The organism is Candidatus Edwardsbacteria bacterium, assembly GCA_031082425.1.
Taxonomy (GTDB): domain Bacteria; phylum Edwardsbacteria; class AC1; order AC1; family EtOH8; genus UBA2226.
In genome coordinates this window covers 59,675-74,437 of sequence record JAVHLB010000005.1, presented here as the reverse complement: position 1 = coordinate 74,437, position 14,763 = coordinate 59,675, and the positions used below count along the sequence as shown (strand labels likewise).

Here is a 14,763-nt window from a genome sequence, read left to right as displayed (position 1 = left end):
TCGATTGCAAATATCACCTTTTAATAATTTCTCAGTTCTTGCGCGTGACACAACCGTTGTTGATACCACCTACATAGCACCAGCATTGCCGCAAAATTGGTATTTTTGGCGTGTCAAAGCATATCAGAATGTTATTGATTCAAGTATTTGGTCTGAGGTAAGAAGTTTTAGTATTTCAACACCCACAATCGGAATACCCGCGCTCACCTTTCTCCCGGCCGATACCGCCACCAACGACAGCTTCCCCAACTTCGACTGGTCCGACGTGGCCGGGGCCACTCAGTATGAACTGCAGGTGGGGAAGGGGCACCGCTGGGTTTTCGCCGCATATTACTACAACGGTCTGAACAGCTACAACCTTTCCCGGCCGTCCCAGCCGGTCTACTGCGGGCAGGTCTCGGCTGGCAACGCCTCGGACATCGCCGTGATCGACAGCTTCGCCCTGGTGGCTTCCAATCATAGCCTGTGGTCGGTCAACATTTCCGATCCGGCGGCCCCGGTATACCGGGGATGGACCTCCATCGGCTCGGGCGACCTGACCGGGATCGTCATCCGCGACACCCTGGCCTATCTGTCCGACTGGGGATACGGCCTGCGCATCGTCAATGTCAAGAACCCGCTGGCCCCGGTGCTGGTGGGGTCCTACGACAGTCCGGGAAGCCCCCGGGGCCTGGCCCTGAGCGGTAATTACGTCTACCTGGCCGACGCCAATAGCGGCCTGCAGGTGATAGACGTCTCCGATCCGGCCAACCCGGCATCGGCAGGTTCCCTGGACACCCCGGGCGACGCTTTCGCCGTGGCGGTGGCCGGCAATTATGCCTATGTGGCCGATGCCACCGGCGGCCTGCGGGTGATCAACATCTCCGATCCGGTCAGCCCGGTGGAGGCCGGCAGCTATTTCACCGGCGCCAACTATACCATGGGCGTGACCGTGAACGGCAGCCTGGCCTACCTGGCGGACGGCTCCTACGGCCTGAGGATCATCAACATCTCCAATCCGGCCAGCCCCATTCAATTCGGCCAGCATGATTCCTCCGGCCTGGCCAGCGATTACCGCCGGGTGGTGCTGGACGACACCCTGGCCTACGTGGCCGACTGGGAGAACGGCCTGTGGGTGATCAACGTCAAGGACCCCTACCAGCCCCGGACCGTCAGCCGGTACAACGCCAACAACTTTGTGTCGCTGGCCCTGCTGGATTCCTTCGCCCCGGTGCTGATCGACAGCGTGGCCGGCGCCTCGGAATGCGAAGCGGACACCTTCCTGGCCGACGGCAGCTATTACTGGCGGGCCCGGGCCGGAGCCGGGGCCTGGGGCGATTTCAGCGCACCCCGGCGCTATGTGATGGACACCCAGGCCCCGCCGGCCTGCTGGATAAACATCCCGGCCTACAACCAGCTGATCAACGACCCCACCCCGGAGTTCAACATCACCAAGCAGTACAACGAATATCATTTCCAGCTGCAGATCTCCACCGACACCGGTTTTGCGGTCATGGTAGCCGACACCGTCTCCCTGGCCGAGATCTTCGAACTGCAGACCCCGCTGCCGGACGGCTGGCTTTACGGCCGGGTGAGGGGAGGGGACCTGGCCGGCAACTGGGCGGCCTGGAGCAGCCGCCTGCCCTTCAAGCTGGACAGCCAGGCCCCGGGCCAGCTGACCGCGGTCACCGCCAACGGGGCCAGCCCCAGCCCCTGGACCAAGAACGACCTGTTCTCGGTGAACTTCACCGTGCCCCCGGACAGCTCGGCCATCAACGGTTATTTTTACAAGCTGGGGGCGGCCCCCTCGTCGAATTTCGACACCACCGGATACGGCATCAGCTTCTCCAAACCGTTCAACATCTCGGTGGGAAGCGACGGGGTGACGCCGTTTTATGTCTGGGCCCGGGACCAGGCCGGAAACCTGGATTTCCAGAACGCCGGGTCGGTCAACCTGCGCTATGATCACATCGCCCCCCAGGGGGCGGCCGCCCGCAGCAACGAGTTCAGCCGGACCCCTGGTTTTACCCTCAGCTGGAACGCCGGCAGCGACCAGGGGGGCTCGGGGCTCAACGGCAATTACTGGATAAAGTACAAGATCAATTCCGGAGGCTGGTCCGACCTGGACGTCAACTATGCCGGAACCTCATACAATTTCACCGGAGCCCAGGGCAACAAGTATTACTTTGAAGTGTCGGCCTGGGATTCGGCCGGAAACTCCGAGGCCTTCGCCACGGCGGCCGAATGCAGCACTTTGGTGGACAACACCATCACCTGCCCCATCCTGGTCCAGCCCTATAACGGGGAGGTCCGGGACAGCGCCTCGAATCTCTTTCTGTGGCAGAGGGCCTCGGCCCAGGCCGGTTCCCGCCTGCAGTGCTCCTACAATTCCTCCTTCAGCGCCCTGGCCAAGGACACTTTGCTGATCTCCGACAGCGCCGGCACCCTGGCCCTGACCGATTCCCTGTATTACTGGAGGGTGCGGGGGGAGAACTCAGCTTCAGACACCAGCGGCTGGTCCCCGGCCCGCACCCTGCGGATAGACACCCAGGCACCGGAGGCACCATTTTTGTCCGAACCAGGCAATGATACACTTTGCAACGACAATACTCCGCTGTTCGTCTGGAAGGAATCGCGAGGGGCGGTCTGGTACCGCCTGGTGGTCAGCCCGGACAGCACCTTTGCCACCATTACAGTCGACGAGGCAATTGACACCACGGCCTACACCATCCAGGTGACCCTGCCCGACAGCATTTATTACTGGCGGGTGATGGCCGGGGACGCCGCCGGCAACTGGTCGGCACCGTCCGAAAAATGGAAATTCACCGTGGACACCAAGGCCCCGGCGGTGCCGGCGCTGGCCACGCCGGCGGATGCTGCCAGCCTGAACACCAATATGCCGCAATTCGTCTGGCGAAGCTCGGCCCAGGCCGTCCGCTACCAGCTGCAGCTGGCCAAGAACACCTCGTTCTCGCCGCTGGAGACCGACAGCGCCCTGGCCGACACCTCGGCCGTCCCGGCCTGGGGGGTCAACGACGGGACCCACTACTGGCGGGTGCGCTGCCGCGACCTGGCCGGCAACTGGTCGGCCTACAGCAACTACCGCACGGTCAGCATCAGCGGGATCCTGCAGGTGGCCCTGATCACCCCGGACACCCACCAGGTCTGGCCGGCCGGCCAGTCGCTGTGGATCCAGTTCACCAAGCCCCTGTACACCGGATACATCGACACCATCCATATCAAGGTCCGGGGGAAACACACCTCCATCGTCCGGCAGACTTTTACCTGGCTGGCGGCCAGCCGCACTTTGCGGATATCGCCCGACAGCAGCTTCGCCGCCAACGACACCATCACGGTGTTCCTGCACGGCACCCTGAGGGATTCGGCCAACATCTCCACTTTGGACGGCAACAACAGCGGGACCGCCAGCGGGGATTCCTCCGACAGTTATCAGATGGCCTTCTACACCTCTTATTTCGGGGACTACGACGGCAACCGGCTGGTCAACGCCGCCGACCTGGGGATGTTCGCCTCGGGCTGGTATGCGCCCTATGACCGGCTCTACGAGGCCGGACCCTTAAGCGGCAGCTGGCCCCACCAGCGGGTGTACGTGGGCGGCTCCGCCGAACTGGACTTCGAGGACCTCAGCGGCTTCATCTACTCCTGGAACCGGGCCGACAATTCCAAGCCGGCCGGGTCCGGCGCTTATCAGGACGGCCCGGTAAGCCTGGAGGCGGCGCCCGGCGAAAAGCTCAAGCTGGTGGCCAGGATATCGCCGGAGGCGGTCTTCGCCTCGATGGATGCCGTGATGGAATACGACCAGTCGCTGCTGGCGGTAAAAGCCCTGGAAGCATCGGACCTCTGGCAGGGGGGTGACCGGCCGCAGCTTTTCTTGAGCAAGCAGGGGGAGGGCCGGACCGTCATCAGCGCCGCCAAATGGCAGGAGGGCCAGGAACCATCCGGCCAGCTGTTCTCCATGAGCTTCGAGGGGGCCAAGGCCGTCCAGGCCCCGGTCACCCTGCATTACCGGCTGTACGACGGGCAGGGGGCCGAGATCTGCAGCGGGAGCACCGCCCTGACCTTGAATGCCGGCCCGGGCATCCCGGGCGGATTCTTCCTGGGCCGGGCCGCGCCCAACCCGTCCAACCGGCCGGTGGCCGTCAGCTATCAGCTGCCCCGGCAGGCCCGGGTCAAACTGGAGGTGTACAACATCGCCGGACAGCAGGTGGCCACCCTGGTGGATGCCGACCAGCCGGCCGGGTATTACAGCCAGACCTGGGACCTTAAGGACCGGGGAGGGAACCGGGCGGCCAACGGCATCTACTTCTACCAGCTGAGCGCCGGGGAGTTCCGGAGCGTAGGCAAGATGGTGGTGGTCAGGTAAAAGGCTTGACTTTAACCCTTAACTTGGTATAACATTAAAGACAACACAATACGGAGCGCCATTATGAAGAGACTATCCCTGATGGTTTCGGCCATCATCCTGCTATCGCTTAACGCCTTTGCCCTGCCGGGACTGGAGATCGGGGTGGGGCCGTATGTCGGGCTCTACAGCCCGGCGCTGACCACCATCAACGAGCAGGTGCTGCTTTACGACCACCAGACGGCCTTCGGTTCGGCAGTCATCTTCGGCGGACAGGTTAAACTGGGCCTGCCCCTGGGATTGGGCGGCGGGGTGGACCTGGGATACTGGTCCAATTCCAAGGAATGGGCCGAGGACAACCTGGACCAGCATGCCTACAAGGTCAAACTGATGCCGGTGGATGTCTTTGTGCAGTACGCCATGCCGCTGGTGCCCATGGTGTTAAAGGCCAAGGCCGGCGTCTCGGTGGGCAACGTCTGGGCCGGACTGGATGCCAGCGAGGTCAGGCCTAACCAATGGAACCATTATTGGAACTCCGAGGGAAGCGCCGCCACCTTCGGACTCTTCGGCGGGTTGGACCTGGTGGCCCTGCCCAAGTTCAATATCAGCGCCGAGATCGGCTACAAGATGGGCGAGGTGGATCACCTGATAATCAAGGAAAGCCATGAACCGGACAATGTCAACGATGTATTGGAGTATTACAACCACGACAAGGACCAGGTCCTGCCGCTGCCGCTGGAGATCAGCGGGATCAATGCCAAACTTGTGGCAACCTACGTATTCTAAGGCAGTTGGATGCAATAATAAAAGCCCGGTCTTTATAAGACCGGGCTTTTTAGTTTAGTAAATATGTAGTTTAACTATATCTGGCAAATATACTGCAGGGCATGGAGATATCATTATTGCCCAAATGAAGTTCACCGCATTGGATCCGCTCTGGCGGCAGGATATCCGCCATCAGGTTCTTTAGGGCTTGGGGTGAATGCCCCACGTTATAGGCGTTGATCAGGAAAAACAAAGGGTTGTGGGACAACAGCTTGGAACAAACGTTCAAAAGTCTGGGCAGATCACGGTCAAATTTGAATGTTTTACCTGAGGTATCACGGCCAAAGGCTGGAGGATCCATGATGATAGCATCATATATGGCCCCGCGTTTAACCTCGCGCTCGGCGAACTTCAGGCAGTCGTCGACCATCCAGCGAATGGGCTTGTCGGACAGACCGCTCAGCTCCTGGTTGCGCTTGGCCCAGGAAACGGCCGGCTGGGATGAATCCAGGTGGCAGACCCTGGCGCCGGCCGCAGCGGCGGCCAAAGTGGCGGCCCCGGTATAAGCGAACAGGTTGAGCACATTGGGCTGACCTGGGTTGTTTTTGATCAATTCCGAGCACCAGTCCCAGTTGACGGCCTGCTCCGGGAATACCCCGGTATGCTTGTAAGGGGTCAGCTTAAGCTCTAGGGTCATATCCATGTACCTGAAAAGCCAGGGCCGGGGAGGAGGCGAAACCTGCCGCCATTTGCCGGTCTCGATGAACACCGCCTGGGCCTGGTTCCAGTCGGCGGCTGAAAGCTTTTTATCCCAGATGGCGCCGGGCTCGGGCCGGGAGATCAGATAACCGGCAAAGCGTTCCAACTTCCGGCCATTGCCGGAATCGAGGAGGGAGTGGTCTTTTAGGCTGTTTGGCGTGAGGATCTGCATTATAAACCCCTGTGTAATAAGCAATATTGATAGTTTACATAATATTTAATCTAAGCTAAAATATAAAATAGCTGTGGAGCTTGGTTTATAGATTTAAATATGTATGTAAAAGAGCGCAAGGGATTTATAATAAAGATAGGTAAGAGTGCATTTAAAACCGGCCTTTTTAAGGGGTCGGTTTTTTTATTGGCTGAATGTATGACAGAGCATAAAATAAGTTACGGCGATTATATGCTAATTGGGACATGTTTGTCAAGAGAAAAATAAAAATATTTTAATATAATTTTTAGGGGGCTTGGAATGCAGTAAATACAGGCATCTTGAAATATGGCTTTATGCTAATTGGGAAAACGAATTTGTATAAATTGGAGAATCTCGCTTAGAATATTTACAGAAAGCGAGAGGCTCCATTTTCCTTGATCGAACCAGGCAGGGGGGCTTAATCCGGGAAAACGCTGCGGAGCGGTGAGTGGAGCCATCGCATAAGCGGCGCCGGATTATCGACCCCCTGCTTGTTTTACATGCCGACCATGGCGGCAAAACCATGAGAAAAGATTATGGCCAAAAAAAAAGAAAGCAACGCCGGGAGAAAGTTCTTTGACGGCAAGGACGAAAAACTGGTTGTTTCGAAATTGGAGCGGATGTTCGCCATGGGCGCCACCGACGAGGAAGCCTGCATTTATGCCGGAATATCCCGCTCGGCCCTTGACCGCTACAGCCAGGAGCATGAGGGATTTCGGGACAGAAAGGCCCTGTTAAAGCATACTCCCAAGCTGAGGGCCAGGATCACCATAAACCGGCACAGCAGTCATCCATTAGTGGCCAGGTGGATGCTGGAACGGCTGGCCAGGGACGAGTTCGGAAGACATCTTTCGGTATCGGGTCCGAACGGAGGCCCGGTGGAAACCAGAAACAAAGTGGTGGAAGATCTATTTGAAGCGATCCTTAACCGAAATAAGACCGAGCCGAAGACCGATAAGAAAGAGGGGAGCGGCTGAAAAGAGACCGGCGGCCAGGATGGACCGTCCGGTTACTCCCGCTTCCGCCGAAGAGAAAGCCAGGGCCTTGCGCAAATACTGCGAAGAGGACCTGCTTTTTTTGTTTAACGAGATATTGATACGGGCTTTGCCTCCGGACTATGTAAAGGTGGACAACGCCTACTTCCGGGAGTTCCGAGATATTCTGAATAAACGGGCGGACAATACCCTGATAGAGGTATCCCGCGACATGATGAAGACCACGGTGATGAGCGCCTTTGTGATCCAGGAGATACTGCGCAACCCGATGATCGCCATCACCTGGGGCCACGGGGTGCAGGCCATGGCCATTAAAAAGAGCTTAGCCATAAGGCGGCACTTTGAGATGAACAAATGGCTGAAAGCCATAGCCCCGGATGTTTGCTTTGAAAACCCGGAGAAAGAGGCTGAAAAATGGACCGAGCGGGAGTGGACGGTAAAACGGCCCTATGCCCGGCCGGACATGTGCACCGTGATGGCCTTCGGAATGGATTCGCTGCCGACATCGGTGCACAGCGACCTGGTGATCTTCGACGACATTGAGGTATATGAGAACACCGATACTCCCGAGAAAGTGGACAAATTGGTGAGCAGTTTTAACAGTTTTATCCCGGTGCTTTCCTCTAAAGCCCGGAAGGTGGTGGTGGGGACCACCTGGGTGCTGGACGGGCTGATGATGCGGCTAAGGGAGCACAAAAACTATGTCCAGATGATAAAGCCCTGCTGGGATAAGAACGGACATTCCATCTGGCCGGAGCACTGGCCGGACGACAAACTAAAGGAGCGGCTGATAGAGGTGGGCTCCGAGGTGGCCGCCAGCCAGTACCTGCTGGCCCCGCTGCCGTCAAAGAGCAACATCTTTAAGCGGGAATACTTTGAGCCCAGGGGCACGGTGCCGGACGGCATGCCGTATCACCGCTTTTTATACCTGGATCCGGAGGGATATAAGCCTTCGGGCAAGGGATGCGAGAGCGGATTTTGCTCGATCCTGTGGGCCGAGGACAAAATACGGTACATTGAGGAGGCCTACGGCATAAGCGGAGGGCAGAAGGACATCATAGACCAGGTGTTCATGGAGAACGAAAAGAACTTTTTGGGCGACTGGGATCCCTCCAGGGGCTGGCAGGCCAACAAGGAATATCTGGCCAAGAACATCGAACGCAGCAGACTGAGGGCCGGACTGGGCGGCCTGGTGGTGGAGGTGAACATGCCGACCATTACCCAGGAGATCTTCAACCAGGAGCAGGTGAAGCGGTACGGCAAGGTGGTGATCCCGGTATTCGAGATAAAGCATACCGGCGACGAGCACAAGGTGGGGCAGTACAGCCGGATAGCCAAGCTGCAGAGGTATTATGCCGAAAAGACCATCATTCATTATCCCGGGCTGACCGGCGGGGCTTTGGAGAACCAGCTGCTGCAGTACCCCAAAAGCAGTTTGTGGGACGTGGCCGACGCGGCCGCCATGATGGAAGACTTTGGCTACTATCCCAAGAAAAAGGACAAACAGCCGGCGCACCAGCCGGGTGCGGCCAATCTGGACAGGGCATACCAGAAACTGATGGAGAAAAAGAACTACGGCCAAAGGAGAAGCGACAGATGGTAGATCAATACATTTTATGGGGAGTGATAGTGGTGCTGGCGGCGCTGCTGATCATCCGGGAGGCCCAGCACCTGAAACAGCTGGACATGATCATCCTGGCCATCAAAAGCGGCACGGCCATGGAATACCTGGCCGGGCGGCACAAAAAGAAAAAAGGCAAGGACGACGACCAGGCCGACAAAAGCCATAAATCACAATCAAGGTTTCAGTGATGAAGGATCCGAAGAAGATAGCCGAGCAGATAGTAAACCTGTTGACCGCCGCCGAAAAGGAGCGGGATAACAGCAAGCTTTACGGCATTAACTGGAACGCAGTGTGGTCTTACTGCTACCAGATGGCCTTTTCTCCATATCAGGAGGATTGGAGCATAAAGAACATGCGGGAATCCGGCAAAATGCTGAGGCGGAACGAGGACGGCCGGATCCGCATAACCATGAACCTGATAAACGAGCAGATCCTGGACATGGTGTCCAAGGAGACCGCAAACCCTATAGAGCCGGAGCTGGTATACGGCGGACCTGTCGAAGGGGTGAACGACGCCCTGCCGGAGAATCAAACCGACAAAAGGGGAACGCCAATATTCGTAAAGCTGACCCCGGACCAGGTAATAGACCGGGTGACCAAGGTGCTGAACGACGTGTGCGAAAAAGGTCTGAAATTCAAGAATATACGGGAAAAGCTTTGCCAGGGCCGACGGGTGTTTGGCACCATGGCCTGGCTGCTGGACTGGGATCCGGGCCAGGGCGATTACATAGACACCTTCCAGGTAAAGGCCGGAAACAAATGGAACGTGGTGACCGGGGAATACGACGCGGACGGCGAGGGATTTGCCACGGTGCAGACCAAGCAGCTGAGGGAGCAGGCCCCGGACTTCTTCAACGACCTGCACATACCGGAGGGCGAGGAGCTGGGCGACACCCTGCAGCTGGACGAAAGCCAGTGGAGAGTTGCCCGGACCTACGAAGGCAAGCCGGTGGTGGAGATGCTGTATCCCTGGCAGATATTTCCGGTGGGCCGGGTGGACAGCCATTTGAACACCAAGGGCTGGATAGTGCGGGACTATGTTTTGAAAAGCGAAGCCCAAAGGATCTACGCCAAGGAGAACATATACGGCAAGAGCGCCGAGATCAAATACGGCGACAAGGAGAACGGCCCCAAGGAGGAGGAGGTGCCGGCCATCAGCAAAGGATCGCTGCAGGAGCTGAAATACTTCGGGCTGCCGGTGGGCGAAAAGGTGTATGAGCGGCTGAGATTCTTCCGCAAGCCGCAGGGAATGGAGAAGCGGAGCCAAAGATTCACCATGCTGGGCGGCAAGCTGGTGAGGGCCTACGACTGCCGACTGCCGAGAAGCTTTGACGAGACGCTGGGCATATACATGATATTCGACCGGATAGTGCTGGGGATGATGGAGGCCATGCCCACGGCGCTGTTCATGACCACGCCCAACAAGCTGTTCAACGACAACGTTTCGTTTAAATACGAAATGCTGGACAAAATGGTGATAAACAAGTGGCTGGCGGTGGGCGGGGACCCGAATCTGAGCATACCGGAAGGCTCGGAGACCGGGATATTGGTTTCGGACCTGCCGGTGAAGGAGCTGAGATCGGCCGAGCCTCCGACCACGCTTACGGAATTCATCGTATTTTCCCAGCAGATGCTGCAGGGATACAGCGCCGACCAGTTCATGCCCGGGACCACCAAGGAGGAGATGCCGACCCTGGGCCAGAGCCAGATGCTGAACGAGCGCAACATGGGCAAGATAAGGCTGAATATAGACCGGGACGCCGAGGAGTTCTCCAGATTTTACACCGATCTTTTGAACATGCTGGCCGACAAGAACCTGGTGAGCGAGGTGAGGGAGATCGAGAGCGAAGAGGAGCTGGAGCTTAACAACGGCAAGAAGATAACCGTGGCCAAGAAGTACCCCTGGACGGCCGAGATGATGGGAGTGATATCCCGGGCCAAGGTGGGACCCAAGAGCCTGATAAGCCAGGAAATAAACCTGCAGATAAGCCGAATAATGTTCTTTTTGAAGACCATAGTGCCGATGGACACCACCGGGAACCTTCAGAAGACGGCGGTGCAGCTGATAAAGCGGCTGTTTGAGCTGATGGACATACCGGGGGTGGACAAGCCGCAGGAAGTGGCACTGGCCAACGTGCCGCAGATCCCGGGACAGCCGGGAGCCGGAATACCGACGCCACCGGGGGCGCAAGATCCCGAGAAAATATTAAACCAACCAATCATTTAGGAGAGACCATGGACAAACAAAAACTACTGGGAAGACGGATAACCGCCGACATTCCGACCGGGGAGTACCGGGAGGGCAGGCTGGTGACCGAGCGAAGGGAGGCCACCATAGTGGAGTACACCGCAGTCAATGCCACCCTGAACGACGGGAAGATCAACCACGTGCTGCCGATTAAGTTGCTGCCGGAAGGGATAGCCGGCGAGATATCCGACGAGTTCAAGCCGGAGAACCAGGCTAAAGCCGAGCCGGCTCCCAAGGATCCCAGGATAGGGAAGATGATCGACGTGATGCTGCCGAAGCTGCCGCACGAATACGAGAACGGCCAGATAGTCCGCGAGAAGACCCGGGTGCTGATCGTGGACATCAGCCAGGACGGAAAGGTGACGGCCAAGCGCAAGGAAGACGGCGCCAACGAGATATTCCCCAAGGCCTGGCTGGAGAAGAACGGCCCCAATGAAAAGATCCCACCCCCACCCCCTGAGGGAGAGGGGAATAAGACGATCGATCTGGCCGAGAACCGGGAGAAGCCGGTATCCCAGATGAACAAGGCCCAGCTGCTGGCCGTTTGCGAAGCTTTGAGCATATCCGCTCCGGAGGACGCCACCAACAAGGTGCTGGCCGGCATGATAGACGATGTCACTCTGGAGCTGGAGAACAAGGCCACGGCGGTGGACATTGACACCAAAGGGCTGGCTCCCTGGGAAGTGCTGGCCGAGCTGAGGAAGCTGGCCGGAGACTGAACCAAAGCAAAAGAGAGACCTCACCCCCAACCCCTCTGGCTGAGGTTAACCTCACCCCGACCCTCTCCAAAAGCATTTGGAGAGGGAGGAATAATAAGAATTTAACCATAATCAGGAGTTTAAGGACCATGATCAAAAAAGCAGTAATCCTTTTGGCAGTGCTGGCGCTGATCTTCAGCGTGAGCGTGTGCCAGGCCCAAAACAGCCCGCTGAGCCAGACCGAGTACCGCTCTTACCTGGGCGCCAATTCCACCCGGGGAACCTATATCCCCACCACCTATGCGGCCACCACCAACGGGACCGGATCGGACACCATGTTGGTGTATTTTGGGACCGATCAGGTGCCGTACGGGGCATACTACTTTAAATTCTATCCCAAGGACACTACGGCCACCGTGTGTTATGTGCCGGACATTGCCTACAAGTACATCGACAATGACGGCAAATGCTATGGTGACAGCGCCAACGGATGGATAGCTATTTTGGCTTCCGACAGTTTGAAACCAACCATAACCGCCAAAGATACTATTGATTGGTACAAGGCTTTTGATTATCGGCAGAGCAACGCGGCCGGCATAGCATTGAGATTAACCGGCAACGTGGCTGCCGATAGTACCGACTGCCAGCTAAAGGTATCTACATCGGACCTGATAGACAACAAGAAGAGCAAACCGGCCCAGTGGTAATGATCAATTCAACGGTTAAAAGTTCAACCCAACCAAACAAGACCGACCTGGCCGGTTAAAGCCAGAGAAAGGTTACCATGAACAATTTTCTGAGAAAGATACTGCCCGACCTGAATCCACCGGCCGGAGGCGGAGCACCCGCCGCCCCGGAGAAACCGGCAGAGATCCCGGCCGAGGCAGCGCCCGACAAACCGCAGTCACAACCGGACGCCACCGGCAAAAATGGCGCAGAACCTGCGAAAGCGCCGGACGCACAACCCAAGGACGAATTTACCCCGGACAGCCCGGAACTGGGACGCCACTATTCCACCCTGATGGCCAAGCTGACCCCGGAGGAGCGCAAGGTCCTTCAGGCCAGCTACGACTACAACATAGGCAAAAGGCTGGAGGGGGTGCGCAAAAAATACGACGGCACCCTGGGCGAGAAGACCGCCGCCCTGACCAGCCTGCAGCAGAAGCTGGCGGAATACGAACAGAAGGCGCCCCAGCAGACCTTTAGCCTGGAGATCCCGGAAGACCTGAAAGCAACCCTGACCCCGGAGGAGCAGAGGCTGTACAACGAGATCCTGCCCGGACAGCTGAACAAACTGCTCACCCCGGCCATGCAGAGGATAAACGAACTAACCGAGCAGCTGACCGACATCCGCCGGCCGATGGCCGAAAAGCAGCAGGCCGAAGAGGCTTTGCACTTTTTGAGCGAAAGCAAGAAGTTCGCCCCGGATGTTCCGGAGGCCCAGATACTGGCCATAAAGATCCTGAACGACCAGCACGGCGACGAGGTGGACCCGGTAATGGTGGCCACCCAGGCCCAGAGCGACTGGTTAGACAGTTTTGGCAAGGCCATGCAGGCCGGCAACCCGGCCCTGCAGAACCAGGTGGCCGAGTTCGTGAAGCAGAACGTGGGCAAGGACAACCCCATGATGAAGCAGATCGAGCTGTCGGTGCTGAACCACTACCGCGAAAACAAGGACAAGCTGGCCGAGCTTTCGGACATAGTCCGGGCTCCCCAGCCGGAAGCGGAAGGGGCGCCTACACCGGGGAAGACCCTGGCCAACTGGGCAATGGAGAGTTAGGAAAATTTCAGGACCATCATCCGGTGATCATGGTTAGGAAAACGACAATCACAACAATAAATCCATAAATAAACAGGAGGAATACCCATGCTCACAAGAGCGCAAGTTACCAACATAATGCAGGAGGTCCGCAGAGAGGCCATACCCCTGTACAACAGCGAGAACAAGCTTTCGAAGCTGCTGAAGACCAACCGCATCAACGAGAAGGTTGCCAACTGGAACGGCAATAAACAGCTGGTGATCGAAGGCCAGGGCCTGCACACCGGCGCGCTGCAGGGCGGCCTGCACACCACCAGCAACATCTACCTGCAGAACGCGGCACAGGCGGCCGTCGCCGACGCGGTGACCTACAACGTCGCCCAGTACCTGTACTCCCTGCGGTACGACTGGCTGCTGAAGAAGCTGAAGGACACCAGTGGCGCCAACATGCTGAAGAAGCAGATCAAAACCGCCTGGGCCTCGCTGAACAAGATGATGAACATAGCCCATTACGTGGGCTACGCCTGCCAGGTGTGCGCCAAGGCCACCAACAGCCCCGGCGGCTCCAGCATCACCATACCGGCCGGGACCCAGATAAACCACCTGTTCGAGGGGCTGGCGGTGGAGTTTGCCGATTCCGGCCAGCCGGGCTGGAACGGCTCCAGCGGGCTGAACACCGGATATTACGGCATCATCAGCACCATCACCGAGAACGACAACGGAACGGTGACCCTGGCCTGCGTGCAGAGCGACCTTTCCACCGGGGCGGCCTTTACCGCGGCCCATGCCGAGCAGCCGCTGTACATGCTGGGCTCGCACAACCTGCTGCCCTACGGGATGGTGGACCTGTACACCAAGGACAACACCATCGGCAGCAAGACCCGGACGGGCCGGACCAACCCCATCAGCATTTCGGCCGACGACGACAAGACCATCTACGAAAAGCCGTCTATGGCCATCCGCAACCTGAAAAGGCGGGTCAACGTGCGCGGCAACTTCAAGTGCGACGTGGTGCTGATCGGCAGCCAGACCAACGACTTCTTCTACGACAAGACCTTTGCCGACCGGCAGAGATACCCCATGGACGGCGAGAAGACCCTGCTGGCCATGGAGCCCGACTGGAAGGTGGACAAGGACCTTTCGGTCGTGGTGGACCCGGACATGCCGGAAGGCGTGGCCATAGTCATGCCCAGCAAGAACCTGTGGGTGGCCCCGCTGGCAGATGACGAGCCCGATTACATGGATTCCGAAGAGGGCGGCCTGAGGGTGCCCGGCCAGGCGGTGGGCGAGATAGCCATCTGGCATCCCATGCAGATGGGGCTCTACGATCTGGGACAGATCGGCGTTCTGACCGACATCGAGAAATACTTCTAGATCTGA

Annotated in this window: 11 protein-coding genes; 10 read left to right on the top strand and 1 reads right to left on the bottom strand. The window is 57.9% G+C overall.

Features of this window, described 5'->3' with window-relative positions; all coding sequences use genetic code 11:
* The first annotated feature begins 265 nt into the window (after positions 1-265).
* Positions 266-4,363 carry an Ig-like domain-containing protein gene (locus RDU76_06325; protein MDQ7798542.1) on the top strand — a complete coding sequence of 1,366 codons (4,098 nt, stop codon included), beginning with the start codon at positions 266-268 and terminating at the stop codon, positions 4,361-4,363.
* Positions 4,364-4,426: 63 nt separating this feature from the next.
* The gene (locus RDU76_06320; GenBank protein ID MDQ7798541.1) at positions 4,427-5,128 is read left to right on the top strand and encodes a hypothetical protein; all 702 of its coding nucleotides are present in this window, start codon (positions 4,427-4,429) and stop codon (positions 5,126-5,128) included.
* A gap of 70 nt (positions 5,129-5,198) precedes the next feature.
* Here RDU76_06320 and RDU76_06315 read toward each other — a convergent pair whose 3' ends face one another.
* Positions 5,199-6,038 carry a class I SAM-dependent methyltransferase gene (locus RDU76_06315; GenBank protein ID MDQ7798540.1) on the bottom strand — a complete coding sequence of 280 codons (840 nt, stop codon included), beginning with the start codon at positions 6,036-6,038 and terminating at the stop codon, positions 5,199-5,201.
* A gap of 557 nt (positions 6,039-6,595) precedes the next feature.
* On the opposite strand from RDU76_06315, the gene RDU76_06310 reads away from it, so the two are divergent.
* The 8 genes from RDU76_06310 to RDU76_06275 all read left to right on the top strand — a co-directional run bounded on the left by RDU76_06310 (position 6,596) and on the right by RDU76_06275 (position 14,757).
* Positions 6,596-7,036: a hypothetical protein gene (locus tag RDU76_06310; GenBank protein ID MDQ7798539.1), complete on the top strand. Its 441-nt coding sequence runs from the start codon at positions 6,596-6,598 to the stop codon at positions 7,034-7,036.
* Positions 7,037-7,055: 19 nt separating this feature from the next.
* The gene (locus RDU76_06305) at positions 7,056-8,657 is read left to right on the top strand and encodes a hypothetical protein (protein ID MDQ7798538.1); all 1,602 of its coding nucleotides are present in this window, start codon (positions 7,056-7,058) and stop codon (positions 8,655-8,657) included.
* Positions 8,651-8,866 (top strand): hypothetical protein, encoded by a 216-nt coding sequence (locus tag RDU76_06300; protein MDQ7798537.1) that lies wholly within the window; start codon positions 8,651-8,653, stop codon positions 8,864-8,866. The genes RDU76_06305 and RDU76_06300 overlap by 7 nt, the downstream gene beginning before the upstream one ends.
* Positions 8,866-10,905 carry a hypothetical protein gene (locus tag RDU76_06295; protein MDQ7798536.1) on the top strand — a complete coding sequence of 680 codons (2,040 nt, stop codon included), beginning with the start codon at positions 8,866-8,868 and terminating at the stop codon, positions 10,903-10,905. The genes RDU76_06300 and RDU76_06295 overlap by 1 nt, the downstream gene beginning before the upstream one ends.
* Before the next feature lie 8 nt (positions 10,906-10,913).
* A complete protein-coding gene (locus tag RDU76_06290; GenBank protein MDQ7798535.1) occupies positions 10,914-11,645 on the top strand; it encodes a hypothetical protein in 732 nt (243 codons plus the stop codon).
* A gap of 128 nt (positions 11,646-11,773) precedes the next feature.
* A complete protein-coding gene (locus tag RDU76_06285) occupies positions 11,774-12,331 on the top strand; it encodes a hypothetical protein (protein ID MDQ7798534.1) in 558 nt (185 codons plus the stop codon).
* 77 nt (positions 12,332-12,408) lie between these two features.
* Complete coding sequence (locus RDU76_06280) at positions 12,409-13,404, top strand: hypothetical protein (GenBank protein ID MDQ7798533.1); 996 nt, start codon at positions 12,409-12,411, stop codon at positions 13,402-13,404.
* Positions 13,405-13,491: 87 nt separating this feature from the next.
* Positions 13,492-14,757 carry a hypothetical protein gene (locus RDU76_06275; GenBank protein ID MDQ7798532.1) on the top strand — a complete coding sequence of 422 codons (1,266 nt, stop codon included), beginning with the start codon at positions 13,492-13,494 and terminating at the stop codon, positions 14,755-14,757.
* The last annotated feature ends 6 nt before the right edge of the window (positions 14,758-14,763 follow it).